Raw genomic sequence first — 15487 nt, forward strand, 5'->3', positions numbered from 1 at the left:
CGCACCCGGTCCGCCTAGCGTGCTGCTCGTGGGTATCAACGCGATCTGCATCTCCGGTCACGCCCGGGGCTGCGCGCACGCCGCCAGGACGCGCCGCCGCCCCGGAGCCCTGACCGGCCCGGGGAGCCACGCCCGCTGAGCCACTGAGCCCGGCGTCCCGCGTCCCGCCTTCCCTCGTTCCCGCCTGTCTTCCGGTCAGGGCCCTCGTCTGCCCTTCTCCCTCTCTCCGGAAGACAAGGACCCGCAGGCCATGGCCCGCCCCACCGCGCTGTCCCGCGCCCTCTCGCAGAACTTCCTCGCCGACCGTGCCGCCGCGGAACGCTTCGCCCGGCTCGCCGTCCCACGGCCCGGCACTGTCCCGCTGCTGCTCGAAGTCGGCGCGGGCAAGGGCGCGTTGACCGCCCCGCTGGCCGCACGCTGCCGGGAGCTGCGCGCCTACGAGATCGACCCGCGGCTCGTGTCCGTGCTGCGCGCCCGGTTCTCCGGCACCCCGCGGGTGCGGGTCGTCGAGGGGGACTTCCTTGCGGCGCGTCCGCCCCGTACGGCCTTCTCGGTCGCCGGGAACGTGCCGTTCTCCCGGACCGCGGACGTCGTCGACTGGTGCCTGCGCGCCCCCGCCCTCACCGACGCCACCCTGCTCACCCAGCTCGAGTACGCCCGCAAACGCACCGGCGACTACGGCAGCTGGACGCTGCTGACGGTCCGGAGCTGGCCCCGCTTCGAGTGGCGGCTGCTCGGCCGGGTCGGCCGGCGCAGCTTCCGGCCGGTGCCGCGCGTGGACGCCGGTGTGCTCCGCCTGGAGCGGCGCGAGACCCCGCTGCTCGACGACGGCGCCTGCCGCAGCTGGCGGTCCCTCGTCGAGCTGGGCTTCTCCGGGGTGGGCGGCTCACTGCACGCCTCGTTGCGCAGGGCCCATCCGAGGCGGCGGGTGGACGCCGCGTTCCGGGCGGCACGGCTGGACCCGGGCGTACTGGTGGGCGAGGTGGCCCCGGCGCGGTGGCTGCGCCTGCACGAGGTTCTGACCTCGTGACACCAAAGGTTGCACGAGACGTCTCGTCTCGCATACGGTCGGATGCATGACCAGTCGCGCGCACATCGCCATGTTCTCCATCGCCGCCCACGGCCACGTGAACCCGAGTCTGGAGGTGATCCGCGAGCTCGTGGCGCGCGGCCACCGGGTGACCTACGCCATCCCGCCCGTCTTCGCTGACAAGGTCGCGGGCACCGGCGCCGAGGTGAAGCCCTGGAAGTCGACGCTGCCCTCACCCGACGACGACCCGGAGGCGTGGGGGGACACGCTGCTGGACAACGTGGAGCCGTTCCTCGACGACGCGATCCAGGCCCTCCCGCAGCTGATCGCGGCCTACGAGGGCGACGAGCCGGACCTCGTCCTGCACGACATCGCCTCCTACCCGGGCCGGGTCCTCGCCCACCGCTGGGGCGTCCCCGCGGTCTCCCTCTCGCCGGCCATGGTCGCCTGGGAGGGGTACGAGGAGGAGGTCGCCCGGCCCCTGTGGGAGGAGCCGAAGAAGACCGAGCGGGGGCGCGCCTACTACGCCCGCTTCCACGCCTGGCTGGAGGAGAACGGGATCACCCTGCACCCCGACGACTTCGCCGGCCGGCCCGACCGCTCGATCGTCCTGCTCCCCAGGGCGCTCCAGCCGAACGCGGACCGCGTCGACGAGCGGGTGTACTCCTTCGTCGGCGCCTGTCAGGGCGACCGCACCGCCGAGGGCGACTGGCGGCGGCCGGCCGACGCGGAGAAGGTCGTGCTCGTGTCCCTCGGGTCGGCCTTCACCAAGCAGCCCGGCTTCTACCGGGAGTGCGTCGAGGCGTTCGGCGACCTGCCCGGCTGGCACCTGGTGCTCTCGGTCGGCAAGCACGTCGACCAGGCCGCATTCGCGGACGTCCCGGCCAATGTCGAGGTGCGCACCTGGGTACCGCAGTTGGCGATCCTGAAGCAGGCCGACCTGTTCGTCACGCACGCGGGCGCCGGCGGCAGCCAGGAGGGCCTCGCCACCGCCACACCGATGATCGCCGTACCGCAGGCCGTGGACCAGTTCGGCAACGCGGAGATGCTCCAAGGTCTCGGCGTGGCCCGGTATCTGCCCACGGAGGAGGCGACCGGCGAGACCCTGCGCGTGGCGGCCCTCGCCCTGACCGGCGACCCCGAGGTGGCCCGCCGGCTCAAGGAACTCCAGGCACGGACCGCCGAGGGGGGCGGCACCAGGCGCGCCGCCGACCTCATCGAGGCCGAACTGGCCGCACGCAGGCCCTGAAGCCGCCCTCGCGCTGTCGCGTCAGGCCGTCGTCACACCGCGACGGCCTGACGGGTGAGGGTCAGGCGGGCGTTGTCGAGCGTGGCGTCCATGCGCGCCGACTGGCCCTTGGTGAACATGAACATCGCGGCGTCGTCGGTGTAGTCCATGTAGTTCATGAACATGTCGCCGTCGGGCCCGTTACCGCACGTCACATGCGGGAAGGTCGGCGAACCGGCGTTCGCTCCGGCCTGGTTGGGAGTGTCCGCGACGAAGTCGCTGCCGCTGCACCCCTCGTCGTCGTCGCCCCAGATGTGCCGCAGGTTCAGCCAGTGCCCGATCTCGTGCACGGCCGTGCGGCCGCCGTCGAAGGGCGCCGTGGCGGTGCCGGTGGTCCCGAGGGCGGTGTGCGTGACGACCACGCCGTCCGTGGAGGCGGCGCCGCCCGGGAACTGGGCGTAGCCCAGCAGCCCGCGGCGCAGCTGGCAGACCCAGAGGTTCAGGTAGATGTCCGCCGGCCAGGCGTCCTGACCGCCGCTCAGGCTGAACTTGACCAGGTCGTCGGTGTCCCAGCCCGTGTTCGTGGTCCGGGTCCGGGTGATGCCGTCCGTGGGGCGGCCCAGCGGGTCCGTCCGGGCGAGGTGGAACTGCAGCCGGGCGTCGGCGACCAGGTCCTGCCATACCGCCGGCACCTTGCTCACGTCCGGGTTGCTCGCGCGGAAGTCCTGGTTGAGCACGTCGATCTGACTGTGGATCTGGGCTTCGCTCACGTTCTGCTCGGGGGTGTTGTGCACGACGTGCACCACGACGGGGATGTCGATGAGGCCCTGGCGGGCGGTGACCTGGTCCATCGACTCGTAGGCGAAGGCGGTGTTCTCGATCAGGGCCCGGTTCTCGGCGTACTCCGGGTTCAGGGTGAGGAGTCTGCGGTGTACCTCCATGGCGCCGCACCAGCGGCTGTAGTCGGGCGAGGTGGCGCGAAGGAATGCCTGTGCATCGGACATGGCTTGTCCCTCGGGAGGGCTGGGGTGTGCCGCGCACGCGGCTGCGGAACTGCGCGTGTGTCACGCGCTGCGAGGGCCGGGCGACGTCGGGCGGAGCGTTCGGTTGCCCGTTCCCTCCGAACCCATACACTGGTAATTCTAGTCACTTCGGGATAAAAGCGGCAATGTGACGGCTTTGGGTGAGTGAGGTGTCCGGGTCATGGGAGAGCCCCCGTCGGGCCTGTTCCGCTCGTGGCTCCACTCCTACGAGGAGGACCACGAGGACGTGCGGGTCTACCGGCCCGACGACTTCCCCTTCCCGCCCGCGCGCGGGCGCCGCGGCATGGAGTTCGCGCCCGACGGCACCTTCGTCGACCACCCGCTGGGACGCGGTGACGCCCCCGGCGCCGTGCCCGGTCGCTGGCGGCTCGTACCGGACCATCGCATCGAGATCACCTTCGGGGGCGCCCGCCCGGACCGGGAGCTGGAGATCGTGCGCTGCGGCACGGACGTCCTCCAGGTGCGGCGCCTGACCTGATGCGGGGCGGCTGACACGGGCCTGACGCGAGGCATCTGACGGGAGGTATCTCCGGCAGCGAAAGGCCCGTTGGTTGCCTCGGCAACCAACGGGCCCTTGACCCCGCCGCGGAGATCAGACCTTGAGGGGCTCGCCCTCGTCGTCCCGCGCCGCCGGTGCGGTGACCGCCTGCGGCGTCTCGTCGTGCGTGAGGTCCGGCAGCCGGTGCAGCCACTTCGGCAGGTACCAGTTGCGCTCACCGAGCAGCGCCATCACGGCCGGCAGCAGCACGCCCCGGATGATCGTCGCGTCGATGAGCACCGCCGCCGCGAGGCCGACGCCCATCTGCTTCATGGACTGCATGGACAGCGTCCCGAAGATCGCGAACACGGCGACCATGATGACCGCGGCACTGGTGACCACCCCGGCCGTGGTGACCACGCCGTGCCGGATCGCGTCCTTCGTCGCCAGCCCCCGCAGCCGCGCCTCGCGGATCCGGGAGACCACGAACACGTGGTAGTCCATCGACAGGCCGAACAGGATGACGAAGAGGAACAGCGGCAGCCAGGTGATGATCGCGCCGACGCCCTCCGCGCCCACCAGGGACGCGCCCCAGCCGTGCTGGAAGACGGCGACGAGGATGCCGGAAGCGGCGCCCACCGACAGCAGGTTCAGCACGATCGACGTGATGGCGATGGTCAGCGAGCGGAACGACAGCAGCATCAGCGCGAAGGCGAAGACCACGACGAACGCGAACACGGGGACGACAGCGCCCGCCAGTTGGTCGTTGAAGTCCTTGGAACCCGCGACCTGCCCGGTGATGGGCGCCTCGACCCCGTCGACCTTGCCGAGGGTGGCCGGTCGCACCTCGTCACGCAGCTTGTCCAGGCTCGCGCCCGCCTTGTCCAGATCGGAACCGCCGACGAGCGGAACGTAGACGAACGCGATGTTCTGCGCGTCGTGCAGCTTGATCTCCACCGGGCCGCGCGAGGCGCCCGAACTGATCGCCCGGTCACGGAAGTCGGCGAGCGCGGACTTCACCTCGGGCGCGTTGATGTCGTCCGCCTTCACGACCACTTCGGCCGGCTCGGAACCGCCCGGGAAGGCCTCGTTGAGCCGGTTGTACGTCTGGACGATCGGCAGCGAGTCGCCGAACTCCTGGTCCAGCGTGAGCTGCTGCGTCTTCATGCCGAGCGCGGGAGCCGCGATGGCCAGCAGCGCTCCGGTCGCGACCGCCACCGCGATCACCGGCCTGGCGAGGACGCGCCGCAGCACGGCCGTCCAGAACCGGCTGTCCTGACCGCCGCCGCTCCGCTTGCGCCTGCGCAGGAACGGCAGGCGGCCCTTCTCGACGCGCTCGCCGAGCAGCGACAGCAGCGCGGGCAGCACCGTCACGGACCCCACCATCGCCACGGCCACCACCATCAGCGAGGCAAGTCCCATCGCCTCGAACTCGGCGAGGCCGGTGAACAGCATGCCCGCCATCGCCACGCACACCGTGACACCCGAGACGACGATCGCCCGGCCACTGGTCGCGGCGGCGATCCTGAGGGCCGTCTGCGCGTCCCGGCCGGCCTCGCGCTCCTCGCGCTCGCGGCGCAGGTAGAACAGGCAGTAGTCGACGCCGACGGCCAGACCGACCAGCAGCATCACGGAGTTCGCGGTCTCGCTCATCGGCATCACATGGCTGACGACGCCCATCAGGCCCATCGTCGCCATGATCGCGGTGATCGCCAGCACCACCGGCAGCAGCGCCGCTACCAGCGCGCCGAACGCGATCAGCAGGATGCCGAAGGCCACCGGCACCGCGGAGTACTCGGCCTTCTTGAAGTCGTCGCCGAACGCGTCGTCGAACGTCTTCATCATGCTGGCGCCGCCGATCTCCTCGATCCGCAGCGCCTGGTGGTCCTGCTGGACGCCCTCGACGGCCTTCAGCACCGGCTCGACCCGCTCGCCGGCGGTGTCCGGCTCGCCGCGCATGTCGAACTGCACGAGAGCGCTGCGGCCGTCCTTCGAGATCGTCTTCGTGTCGTACGGCGAGGCCACCTCGGTGACCCGGCCGGTGCCCTCGACCGCCCGCACGACGGCGTCGACGGCGTCCCGGAACGCGGCGTCCGTCGCTTTCAGGTCCCCGCCCCTGGCCTGGATCAGAACGTTCTCACTGGCCGGCTCGTCGATCCCGGCGTCCTCGATGATCCGCGCGGCGGTGTGCGTCTCGCCCTTCAGCTGGTCGCTGTCCTTGACGTCGACCCGGCCCGCTGCCGAACCGAGCCCCATCGCCAGGACGACGAACAGTACCCAGATACCGACGGCAGCCCATCGGTGCCGGGCGCTCCAGCCGCCGGCCCGGGCGGCGAGGCCCCGCACCCGTATGTCTCCGTTCCCCATGACGGGCTTGCCCCCTCGAGATGCGGTGGCGGCCCCCTGCCGCCCCCTTTCGCTTCGAAGGTATGGGCCGGATAAAGCCATCTCGTCGTGCTGTCCGATGAAGTGGCGGGGCCCGGGCTCATCCCCATGGAGCGACCTCTCTCCCCACTGGGGAGGACCCCGACGGACTGCGGTCCCTTACACCTATCGCCAGACATTCCGGGCTCCTCGGGTGTGTGGATCCTGAGCAGACGGTTGTGCCCCGCGAAGACGGGTGAGTAATTTACGGGGCCGGGCAGCTGCCCGCGGCGGCCGTCGTGCCCACCCCCACGGGGCACGACGGCCGCTTTATCGTGAGCGGATGACGACGACATACGCGGCCCTGCTGCGCGGCATCAACGTGGGCGGCAGCCGGAAGGTCCCCATGGCGGACCTGCGAACACTCCTGGCGGACCTCGGCCACGACGACGTCCGCACCTACCTGCAGAGCGGCCAGGCCGTGTTCTCCTCCGGCCACGGCAACGAGGAGTCCCTGGCCGGCGAGATCGCCCAGGCCATCGAGAAGCGCTTCGGCTTCGGCGTCGACGTGATCGTCCGCGACCACGCCTATCTGCGGGCGATCGCCGACGCCTGCCCGTTCCCGGCCGCCGACCTGGAGCCCAAGCAGCTCCACGTCACCTACTTCTCCGAGCCCGTCACCCCCGACCGCTTCGCGGAGATCGACCAGGACGCCTACCTCCCCGAGGAGTTCCGTCTCGGCGACCGGGCCCTGTACCTGTACGCCCCGAACGGTCTGGGCCGCTCCAAGCTGGCCGAACACCTGTCGAAACCGCGGATCAACAAGGGCGTGACCGCCACGACCCGCAACTGGAACACCGTTGCCAAGCTGGTGGAGATGACAGGTGCCTGAGCGCAACCCGGCCGTCGAGTCCGCGATGGAGGGCGAACTCGCCCTGCTCACCCCGAAGGTCCGCCGGTCGCCCGAGCGGGTCGGGGCGCTGCTGCACCCCGACTTCCACGAGTTCGGAGCCTCCGGCCGGCACTGGAGCCGGGCCGCCATCATCGCCTCCCTGGCCGCCACCGCCGAGCCCGGCGCGGAGCCGGTCGCCGTCTCCGCCCTGAGAGGCGTGCAGCTCGCCCCGGACCTGGTCCACCTCACCTACGACACCGAGTACGGAGGCAGCCGCGCCCACCGCAGTTCGCTGTGGTGGCGCACGGAGGGCCGCTGGCTGCTCTACTTCCACCAGGCCACCCCGTTCAGCGCGCGGGCAACCTGACCCGGAGGCTCCCCAGGTGGGGCGGATCGTGGTCCGCAGCGTCGCTCATGCCGGGACCGTCCTGCCCTGGGGACAAGGCCAACCCGTCGGCCGTTCCCGTGAACGCGCCCGTCGCCCCCTGCGTACCTACGGGCGGACGGCACGAGAACGGAGTCTCGCGAGAGGAATCGCACGGCCACCGACAGGAGCCCGCAGTCATGAGCGACACGAACCTCGTCTACACCTACGCGGTCCTGCGCCGCACCCCCGAGGCCACGGCGGCCACGGCCCACCTGCGCGGTGTCGCCGGAGAGCCGATCCACTTGGTCGACCCGGCGGTCACCAGCCCTCCGCTCGCCTTCGCCGTCGGCCACGTCCCGCCGGGCGACTACGCCGACGCTCCCCTCCAAGCCCACCTCGCCGACGTGGACTGGCTGGAGTCCACGGTCCGCTCCCACCACGCCGTGGTGGCCGCCCTGGTCGCGTCCGGCGCCGCCGTACTGCCCCTGCGCCTGGCCACCGTCTACCCCGACGAGGACGGCGCCCGGCAGGCCCTCGACACCCGCCGCGGCTATTTCCTCTCCCTCCTCGACCGTCTCACGGGCCATGTCGAACTCGGCGTCAAGATCTACGCGGCCCCGGACATCACCCCGCCCGAGGCCGGCCCGGAGCCCCCGCAGGACCCGGTCACCGGCCTCGGGGTGGGCCGCGCCTACCAGGTGATCCGCCGCCGCAGACAGCGCAGGAACGAGGAGGCCTGGCGTACGGTCGCCCACGCCGCGGCCCGCCTCACCGACACGGCCGGCGCCCTCGCCGTCGACCGCGTCGCTCACACCCCCGAACGCGGCAGCCTGGCGGGCACGGCCCCCGGTACCAACGTCGCCAACGACGCCTACCTCGTCCCCGCCGACCGCGTCGTCGCGTTCCGCGCGGGCATCCTCGCGGCCGCCCAGGGCGTCCCCGGCCTCCGCGTGGAGATCACCGGCCCCTGGGCCCCGTACTCCTTCGCCCTCCAGCCGGAACCGCACGAGGAACCGGCGGCGTGAGGGTCACTCCCTCCGCATCCCTGCCGTGACGGTTGCAGCCACCGTGCGGTGGCTCAGGTAGTCGCGCACGCCGTGCGGCCGGTCAGGCGCGAGGCTGATCTCCGGCAGTTCCTCGACGCCCGGGAACACCCGGGCCAGTTCAAGCCGGTCGAAGGCCTCCTCCTGTCCGCTCATCCGTGCCGGAACGAAACCCGGTTCCTCCAGGTCGGAGCCGTCGTAGAAGGTGCCCACACCGATCGACAGCACGGTGACGCCAGGAGCTGCGGGCTGCCGGGGCCCGCTCTCCCACCGGCCTGCCAGGCGCCTGGTGCGGATCGGCGCCGGGACGAGGGGGCTGCGTCGCTCTCCGACGTTGCCGATCACCCGCCGGGCACATGGCCGATCGGATGGCCCGAGACGGGCACGGGGACCGGCCGGTCGTGGGCCGGGTGGGGAAGCCGTCAGGCGCTCACGGCCGACGGCAACGGCATCCGCGCCGCCTCGTACCGTTCCAGCAGCACCCGCGCCACCTCCGGCGCCGGGCCCAGGACGTCCGCCAGGACATCCGCCTGCGCCGCGCCCCGGGCGATGCGGTCCGGGAGGAAGCCGGGCGCCAGGACGTACGGGGCGACCGCGACCCGGGAGCAGCCCAGGGCGCGCAGTTCGCGGACCGCGTCCTCGGTGCGCGGGAACCCCGCGGGAGAGCCGGCGGAGGCGAACGCAGGCCGCACGGCGCACCAACCGGTGTGCCGCCACTCCCGCGCGATGTCTGCGATCACTGCGATCGCCTCCGGGTCGGTGGACCCCGCCGAGGCCAGGACGACCCCGGTCGAGGACTTGTCGGCGGGGGTCAGGCCCGCCTCGTACAGGCGTCGTTCCAGGGCCGCCATGAGAAGGGGGGACGGGCCGAGGACGTCCGCCTGGTGGATGCGCAGCTGCGGGGGTGCGTCCGCGAGGACCGCGGGGATGTCCGCCTTCGCGTGGAACGCCCGGGTGAGGAGGAGGGGCAGGGCGACGACGTCGCGCACTCCCTGCACCGCCAGGGACTCCAGGACCCCCTGCACCGAGGGGACGTTGAAGTCCAGGAAGCCCGTCTCCACCCGTACGTCGGGGCGCGTCGCGCGCACCCGGCGTACCAGGGCGTGCACCGTCGCGGCATGGCGCGGGTCGCGGCTGCCGTGGGCGATGACGAGGAGGACGGGCTTGCTGTTCACGGGCCTCAGCTCTTCACCAGCAGGCCGCGGCTGCGCAGCACCCACCGTTCCAGCGGGCTGAAGATCAGCAGGTCGATGGCGATGCCGACGATGAGGATCAGGAGGATGGCCTCGAACACCATGGCCATGTCGCTGGCGTTGCGGCCGTTCTCCAGCAACTGGCCGAGGCCGACGCCGAGGTCGGGGAAGGACGCGATGATCTCGGCGGCCATCAGGGAGCGCCAGGAGAAGGCCCAGCCCTGCTTCAGGCCCGCCACATAGCCGGGCAGGGCGGCGGGCAGGACGATGTGCCAGGTGCCCTTCAGACCCGTCGCGCCGAGCGTGCGGCCCGCGCGCAGGAACAGCGGGGGCACCTGGTCGACGCCGGAGACCAGGCCGTTGGCGATCGACGGGACCGCGCCGAGCAGGATCACCGCGTACATCATCGAGTTGTTGAGACCCAGCCAGATCACCGCCGGCGGCACCCAGGCCACCGACGGCAGGGACTGCAGGCCCGACAGGATCGGTCCGATCGCCGCGCGGATGAACTTCACGCGGGCCACGATCAAACCCAGCGGCGTGCCGATCAGCAGGGCGAAGCAGAAGCCGAGCAGGCCGCGCGAGACGCTGGTCCAGATGTAGCCGAGCAGCTCGCCCTGGAGCCACGCCGTGTGAACGACGTCCCACACAGCGGACGGGGCGGGCAGCTTGGTCGGGTCGTCGACGACCTTGAACGAGACGAGCGCCTGCCAGACCGCCAGCACCAGCGCGACGGCGAGGACAGGCGGCAGGATCTTCTGGACGAAGGTCTGCCGGAACGGCGTGCGGAGCGTCTGCCGCGTCTCCAGCGCGTCGAGGCCCGCCTCCAGCCCGGCGAGATCGCTGCCGTCCTTGGCGACGGTCGTCGAATCAGTGCTGGCCATGACGGCGGATCTCCCCACGCAGTTCTTCGGTGATCTCGACGGACAGCTCCGCCACGGCGGTGTCCTCGATACGGCGCGGGTGCGGGATGTCCACCCGCCACTCGCGGGCGATGCGGCCCGGACGGGAGGACAGCAGCACCACACGCTGCGCGAGCCGCACCGCCTCGCGCACGTTGTGCGTGACGAACAGGACGGACACCTGCGTCTCGCGCCAGATGCGGGTCAGCTCGTCGTGCAGCACGTCCCGCGTGATGGCGTCCAGCGCCGCGAACGGCTCGTCCATCAGCAGCAGCTTGCTCTCCTGGGCGAGCGCCCGCGCCAGGGCGACGCGCTGGCGCATACCGCCCGACAGCTCGTGCACCCGCTTGCCGTACGCGCCCTTCAGCCGCACCAGTTCGAGCAGCTCCTCGGCCCGCTCCCGGCGCTCGGCCTTCGGCACGCCCCGGAGCTTCAGGGCGAGTTCGATGTTCTTGCCCGCGGTCAGCCACGGGAACAGCGCGTGCTCCTGGAACATCAGCGCCGGACGGCCGTCCGTGGCGATCTCGCCGGCGCTGGGGCGGTCCAGGCCCGCCACCAGGTTGAGCAGCGTGGACTTGCCGCAGCCCGAGGCCCCCAGGAGGGTGACGAACTCTCCGGGCGCGACATCGAGGGTGATGTCGTCCAGGACGAGCTGCTGTCCGGCGGGGCCCGCGAACGACTTCGACACATGATCGATCCGGGCGGCGTGCGTGGCCGTCCCGGTGCCGTCGGCGGCCTTGGCGAGGGTCGTGGCCATGGTCGTCACCTCCTGGGAACTCTTCACAATGCGGCTTCGGGGTGCGGGCTTACTTCGCGCCGAGACCGGCGTCGTCGACCGTGGGCTCACCCGCGGCCTTGAGGACCTCGTTCAGCGGCGCGAGGTCGTAGATGCCCTTCAGGTCCGGCTTCTCCAGCAGCCCCGCCTTCACCGCGTGCTCCGCCTCGGTGTTGAGGGTGGAGGCCAGCGGGTCGTCGGTGAACCGGATCGACTTCCACGCCGGGTCGAGCACGTCGGCGGGCAGCGCCTTGCCGGTTTCCTGCTCCAGCAGCTTGTTCGCCGCTTCCTTGGCCGCGTCCGGGTTGGCGTTGATCCACTTGTTGGTCTCGACCGAGCCCTTGAGTACGGCCTCGACGACCTTCGGGTACTTCTTCAGGAAGTCCTGCCGCACGATGATGTTCGTGATCACGAACTTCTTGTCCGGCCACAGCGTCGACTCGTCGAGCAGCACCTTGCCGCCATCGGCGACCAGCTTCGACGCGGTCGGCTCCGGAACCCAGGCGCCGTCGACCGACCCGGCCTTGTAGGCGTCCGGGGTGACCTTGTTGTCGCTGCGGACGACCGTGACGTCACCCTTGCCGCTCTGCGCGTCGACCTTCCAGCCCTGCTCCGCGGCCCAGTTGAGGAACGCCACGTCCTGCGTGTTGCCGAGCTGCGGCGTCGCGATCCGCTTGCCCTTGACGTCCTTCAGCGACTTGATCTTGTCCGGGTTCACCACGAGCTTCACCCCGCCGGACGCCGAACCGCCGATGATGCGCAGGTTCTTGCCGGCGGACTTGGTGTAGCCGTTGATGGCGGGGGAGGGGCCGATCCAGCCGATGTCGATGGAACCGGAGTTGAGCGCCTCGATCTCCGAGGGGCCGGCGTTGAAGACGGCCGGCTCGACCTCGGTGGCGCCGAGCGCCTTCTGGAAGAAGCCCTTCTGCACGCCCACCAGCGCGGTGCCGTGGGTGAGGTTGCCGAAGTAGCCGATCTTGACGGAGTCGAGACCCTCGATCTTCTTCGCTCCGGCGGCGACCTTGGCGGTGCCGTCGTCCTTGGCCTGGGAGCCGTAGCCGCAGGCGGCCAGCGTGAGCAGGGGAAGTGCGGCGATGACCGCGAGGCTGCGGCGAAGAGCGGATGAAGCAGGCACGGGAGGTGTTCCTCTCGGAGGCCCGGCGGTCACGGTCTCTCAGGTCGTGGCCGGGAGGTCGGCAGGTCTGCGTCTACGGCGGTGGGGGGTGAGGGCGCGCATGCGGTGCGCGTACGTCAGCGCACACATCGCGCCACTCCGCCCTGCCCGCTGCCCAGAGCACCGCTGCCGACGCGGCCGCCCTCCTTGGCGAACATCGAGTAGAAGCCGGGGGTGGTCATGTCAGAAGTCCCACCCGTCGTCCTCGGAGTCGTCCCTGACCGGCTCCGGGGCCGCGAAGGACTCGCCGACCATGCCGGCGGTGAGGGTCTGACCGTCGTTCGGGTCGATCAGGATGAACGAGCCGGTGCGGCGCGAGTCGGCGTAGGAGTCGACCGGCAGCGGCTCGGCGGTACGGATCTTCACCCGGCCGATGTCGTTGGCGACGAGCTGTCCCGGGTGCGGGTGCAGGGACAGGTCGTCGAGCGTGAGGCGGGACGGGATGTCCTTGACGATCGCCTTGACCGTGCGGGTGCCGTGCTTGAGGAGCACCCGGTGGCCGACGGTCAGCGGGGCGTCGGCGACATGGCAGACGGTCGCCTCGATGTCCTGCGTGGTCGCGGGCGCGTCCTTGCTCGGCACGATCAGGTCGCCGCGCGAGATGTCGATGTCGTCCTCCAGCAGGAGGGTCACCGACTGCGTCGTCCAGGCCACGTCCACCGGCTCGCCCAGCAGGTCGATGCCGGAGATCTTCGAGGCCCGGCCGGACGGCAGCACCGTGACGGACTCGCCCACGTGGAAGGAACCGGCCGCGATCTGACCGGCGTAACCCCGGTAGTCCGGGTGGTCCGGGCCCTGGGGCCGGATCACGTACTGCACGGGCAGCCGGGCGTGGCAGTGGCTCAGGTCGTGCGCGACCGGGACCGTCTCCAGGTGCTCCAGCACCGTCGGGCCGCCGTACCAGTCCATGTTCGCGGACGGCTCCACCACGTTGTCGCCGACGAGCGCCGAGATCGGGATCGCGGTGACCTCGGGGACGCCCAGCTCGGTCGCGTACGCCGTGAACTCCTCGGCGATGGCCGCGAACACCTTCTCCTCGTAGCCGACGAGGTCCATCTTGTTGACGGCCAGGACCGCGTGCGGGACGCGCAGCAGGGCGGCGATGGCGGCGTGCCGGCGGGTCTGCTCGACGACGCCGTTGCGGGCGTCGACCAGGATGACCGTCAGCTCGGCGGTGGAGGCGCCGGTGACCATGTTCCGGGTGTACTGCACGTGGCCGGGGGTGTCAGCGAGGATGAACCGCCGCCGGGGCGTGGCGAAGTAGCGGTACGCCACGTCGATGGTGATGCCCTGCTCCCGCTCGGCCCGCAGGCCGTCCGTCAGCAGCGCGAGGTCCGGGGCCTCCTGGCCGCGGCTCGCGGAGACCCGCTCCACGGCCTCAAGCTGGTCGGTGAGGACCGACTTGGAGTCGTGCAGCAGCCGCCCGACGAGGGTGGACTTGCCGTCGTCGACGGAGCCGGCGGTGGCGAACCGCAGAAGCGTCGTTTCCGCGAGTTCCTCGGTGGTGATGGTGCTCATCTCTAGAAGTACCCCTCGCGCTTGCGGTCTTCCATCGCGGCCTCGGACATCTTGTCGTCGGCGCGGGTGGCGCCACGCTCGGTGAGCCGGGAGGCGGCGATCTCCACGATCACCTTCTCGATGGTGTCGGCGTCGGAGTCCACCGCGCCGGTGCAGGACATGTCACCCACGGTCCGGTAGCGCACGAGCCGCTTCTCGACCCTCTCGCCGTCCTTCGGCCCGCCCCACTCGCCTGCGGTCAGCCACATACCGCTGCGGGAGAACACCTCGCGCTCGTGCGCGTAATAGATCTGCGGCAGCTCGATGCCCTCGCGGGCGATGTACTGCCACACGTCCAGCTCGGTCCAGTTGGACAGCGGGAAGACGCGGACGTGCTCACCGGGCGCGTGCCGGCCGTTGTAGAGGTTCCACAGCTCCGGGCGCTGGCGGCGCGGGTCCCACTGGGAGAACTCGTCGCGCAGGGAGAACACCCGCTCCTTGGCCCGGGCCTTCTCCTCGTCGCGGCGTCCGCCCCCGAAGACGGCGTCGAACTTCTCCGCCTGGATCTTCTCGGTCAGCGGCAGCGTCTGCAGCGGGTTGCGGGTGCCGTCCGGGCGCTCCTTGAGGACACCGCGGTCGATGTAGTCCTGCACGGAGGCGACGTGCAGCCGCAGCCCGTGCTTCTCGACCGTGCGGTCGCGGTAGTCGAGGACCTCGGGGAAGTTGTGCCCGGTGTCCACGTGCAGCAGCGAGAACGGCACCGACGCCGGCCGGAAGGCCTTCAGCGCCAGGTGCAGCATGACGATGGAGTCCTTGCCGCCGGAGAAGAGGATCACCGGCCGCTCGAACTCGCCCGCCACCTCGCGGAAGATGTGCACCGCCTCGGACTCGAGGGCGTCGAGGTGCGACAGCGCGTACGGGCTGTCGGTCTCCTCGGAAACGGTGGCGACGGTCGTCATGCCAGTCCCCTTTCGGTCAGCAGGGCGTACACGGAAGCCGCGGAGTCCTGCACGGTCTGGTTCTGCGACTCGATCCGCAGATCGGGCGACTCGGGCGCCTCGTACGGGTCGTCGACCCCGGTGAGCCCCGAGAGCTCACCCGCGGCCTGCTTGGCGTACAGCCCCTTCACGTCCCGCTCGCTGCACACCTCGACCGGTGTGGCCACGTGCACCTCGACATACGCCGTGCCGTTCGCCTGGTGGCGCTTGCGCACCGCGTCCCGGCTGTCCTGGTACGGCGCGATGACCGGGACGAGGGCCAGCACGCCGTTGCGGGCGAGCAGCTCGGCGACGAAGCCGATGCGCTGCACGTTGGTGTGCCGGTCCTCGCGGCTGAAGCCGAGGCCCGCCGAGATGAACTCGCGGATCTCGTCGCCGTCGAGCACCTCGACCCGGTGGCCCTCCTCGCGGAGCCGGCCGGCCAGTTCGCAGGCGATCGTGGTCTTGCCGGCGCTCGGCAGACCCGTGAGCCAGACGGTGGCTCCGGTCGTCACGTCACTCTC

Annotated in this window: 15 protein-coding genes and 1 pseudogene; 6 read left to right on the plus strand and 10 right to left on the minus strand. The window is 71.2% G+C overall.

Annotated elements, in window-relative coordinates; genetic code table 11:
• Positions 1–250: 250 nt before the first annotated feature.
• Positions 251–1030 carry a 23S rRNA (adenine(2058)-N(6))-methyltransferase Erm(O) gene (gene erm(O), locus A4E84_RS31320; RefSeq protein WP_062929759.1) on the plus strand — a complete coding sequence of 260 codons (780 nt, stop codon included), beginning with the start codon at positions 251–253 and terminating at the stop codon, positions 1028–1030.
• Positions 1031–1072: 42 nt separating this feature from the next.
• A pseudogene (gene mgt, locus A4E84_RS31325) lies at positions 1073–2279 on the plus strand (macrolide-inactivating glycosyltransferase).
• A gap of 32 nt (positions 2280–2311) precedes the next feature.
• Here the strand turns inward: mgt and A4E84_RS31330 are convergent.
• Positions 2312–3262 carry a zinc metalloprotease gene (locus A4E84_RS31330; RefSeq protein WP_062929761.1) on the minus strand — a complete coding sequence of 317 codons (951 nt, stop codon included), beginning with the start codon at positions 3260–3262 and terminating at the stop codon, positions 2312–2314.
• Positions 3263–3461: 199 nt separating this feature from the next.
• Here A4E84_RS31330 and A4E84_RS31335 point away from each other — a divergent pair, with 199 nt between their 5' ends.
• Positions 3462–3779 carry a hypothetical protein gene (locus A4E84_RS31335; RefSeq protein WP_062929762.1) on the plus strand — a complete coding sequence of 106 codons (318 nt, stop codon included), beginning with the start codon at positions 3462–3464 and terminating at the stop codon, positions 3777–3779.
• Positions 3780–3893: 114 nt separating this feature from the next.
• Here the strand turns inward: A4E84_RS31335 and A4E84_RS31340 are convergent, their stop codons facing one another.
• Entirely contained in the window at positions 3894–6146 is a 2253-nt protein-coding gene (locus tag A4E84_RS31340; protein ID WP_062929763.1) for an MMPL family transporter, read from the minus strand.
• A 340-nt stretch (positions 6147–6486) separates the two neighbouring features.
• Between A4E84_RS31340 and A4E84_RS31345 the strand changes: the two genes are divergently transcribed.
• The 3 genes from A4E84_RS31345 (at position 6487) to A4E84_RS31355 (ending at position 8427) form a co-directional block, all read left to right on the plus strand.
• A complete protein-coding gene (locus A4E84_RS31345) occupies positions 6487–7035 on the plus strand; it encodes a DUF1697 domain-containing protein (protein WP_062929764.1) in 549 nt (182 codons plus the stop codon).
• Complete coding sequence (locus tag A4E84_RS31350; protein ID WP_062929765.1) at positions 7028–7402, plus strand: nuclear transport factor 2 family protein; 375 nt, start codon at positions 7028–7030, stop codon at positions 7400–7402. Before A4E84_RS31345 ends, A4E84_RS31350 begins: the two co-directional genes overlap by 8 nt.
• Positions 7403–7599: 197 nt before the next feature.
• On the plus strand, positions 7600–8427 hold the full coding sequence (locus A4E84_RS31355) for a GvpL/GvpF family gas vesicle protein (RefSeq protein ID WP_062929766.1): 828 nt from the start codon (positions 7600–7602) through the stop codon (positions 8425–8427).
• Between the two features lie 3 nt (positions 8428–8430).
• On the opposite strand, the gene A4E84_RS31360 is transcribed toward A4E84_RS31355, so the two are convergent.
• The 8 genes from A4E84_RS31360 to cysC form a co-directional block, all read right to left on the minus strand.
• Positions 8431–8790: a hypothetical protein gene (locus A4E84_RS31360; RefSeq protein ID WP_062929767.1), complete on the minus strand. Its 360-nt coding sequence runs from the start codon at positions 8788–8790 to the stop codon at positions 8431–8433.
• A gap of 77 nt (positions 8791–8867) precedes the next feature.
• The gene (locus A4E84_RS31365) at positions 8868–9620 is read right to left on the minus strand and encodes a sirohydrochlorin chelatase (protein ID WP_062929768.1); all 753 of its coding nucleotides are present in this window, start codon (positions 9618–9620) and stop codon (positions 8868–8870) included.
• Between the two features lie 5 nt (positions 9621–9625).
• Positions 9626–10522, minus strand: a complete 897-nt coding sequence (locus A4E84_RS31370; protein WP_062929769.1) for an ABC transporter permease — start codon at positions 10520–10522, stop codon at positions 9626–9628.
• Entirely contained in the window at positions 10509–11297 is a 789-nt protein-coding gene (locus A4E84_RS31375) for an ABC transporter ATP-binding protein (RefSeq protein ID WP_062929770.1), read from the minus strand. Before A4E84_RS31375 ends, A4E84_RS31370 begins: the two co-directional genes overlap by 14 nt.
• Before the next feature lie 49 nt (positions 11298–11346).
• Positions 11347–12450, minus strand: a complete 1104-nt coding sequence (locus A4E84_RS31380) for an aliphatic sulfonate ABC transporter substrate-binding protein (protein WP_062929771.1) — start codon at positions 12448–12450, stop codon at positions 11347–11349.
• A gap of 222 nt (positions 12451–12672) precedes the next feature.
• A complete protein-coding gene (locus A4E84_RS31385; RefSeq protein ID WP_062929772.1) occupies positions 12673–14007 on the minus strand; it encodes a sulfate adenylyltransferase subunit 1 in 1335 nt (444 codons plus the stop codon).
• A 2-nt stretch (positions 14008–14009) separates the two neighbouring features.
• The gene (gene cysD, locus A4E84_RS31390) at positions 14010–14945 is read right to left on the minus strand and encodes a sulfate adenylyltransferase subunit CysD (RefSeq protein ID WP_062929773.1); all 936 of its coding nucleotides are present in this window, start codon (positions 14943–14945) and stop codon (positions 14010–14012) included.
• Entirely contained in the window at positions 14942–15478 is a 537-nt protein-coding gene (cysC, locus tag A4E84_RS31395; RefSeq protein ID WP_062929774.1) for an adenylyl-sulfate kinase, read from the minus strand. The genes cysD and cysC overlap by 4 nt, the downstream gene beginning before the upstream one ends.
• Positions 15479–15487: the final 9 nt, after the last annotated feature.

The organism is Streptomyces qaidamensis (assembly GCF_001611795.1).
GTDB classification, from domain to species: Bacteria; Actinomycetota; Actinomycetes; order Streptomycetales; family Streptomycetaceae; genus Streptomyces; species Streptomyces qaidamensis.

Coding starts and splice junctions, on each gene's coding strand:
- cysD (WP_062929773.1), bottom strand. CDS start 14,945: ATGACGACCGTCGCCACCGTTTCCGAGGAGACCGACAGCCCGTACGCG.
- A4E84_RS31330 (WP_062929761.1), bottom strand. CDS start 3,262: ATGTCCGATGCACAGGCATTCCTTCGCGCCACCTCGCCCGACTACAGC.
- A4E84_RS31345 (WP_062929764.1), top strand. CDS start 6,487: ATGACGACGACATACGCGGCCCTGCTGCGCGGCATCAACGTGGGCGGC.
- A4E84_RS31385 (WP_062929772.1), bottom strand. CDS start 14,007: ATGAGCACCATCACCACCGAGGAACTCGCGGAAACGACGCTTCTGCGG.
- A4E84_RS31340 (WP_062929763.1), bottom strand. CDS start 6,146: ATGGGGAACGGAGACATACGGGTGCGGGGCCTCGCCGCCCGGGCCGGC.
- A4E84_RS31375 (WP_062929770.1), bottom strand. CDS start 11,297: ATGGCCACGACCCTCGCCAAGGCCGCCGACGGCACCGGGACGGCCACG.
- A4E84_RS31370 (WP_062929769.1), bottom strand. CDS start 10,522: ATGGCCAGCACTGATTCGACGACCGTCGCCAAGGACGGCAGCGATCTC.
- A4E84_RS31355 (WP_062929766.1), top strand. CDS start 7,600: ATGAGCGACACGAACCTCGTCTACACCTACGCGGTCCTGCGCCGCACC.
- A4E84_RS31335 (WP_062929762.1), top strand. CDS start 3,462: ATGGGAGAGCCCCCGTCGGGCCTGTTCCGCTCGTGGCTCCACTCCTAC.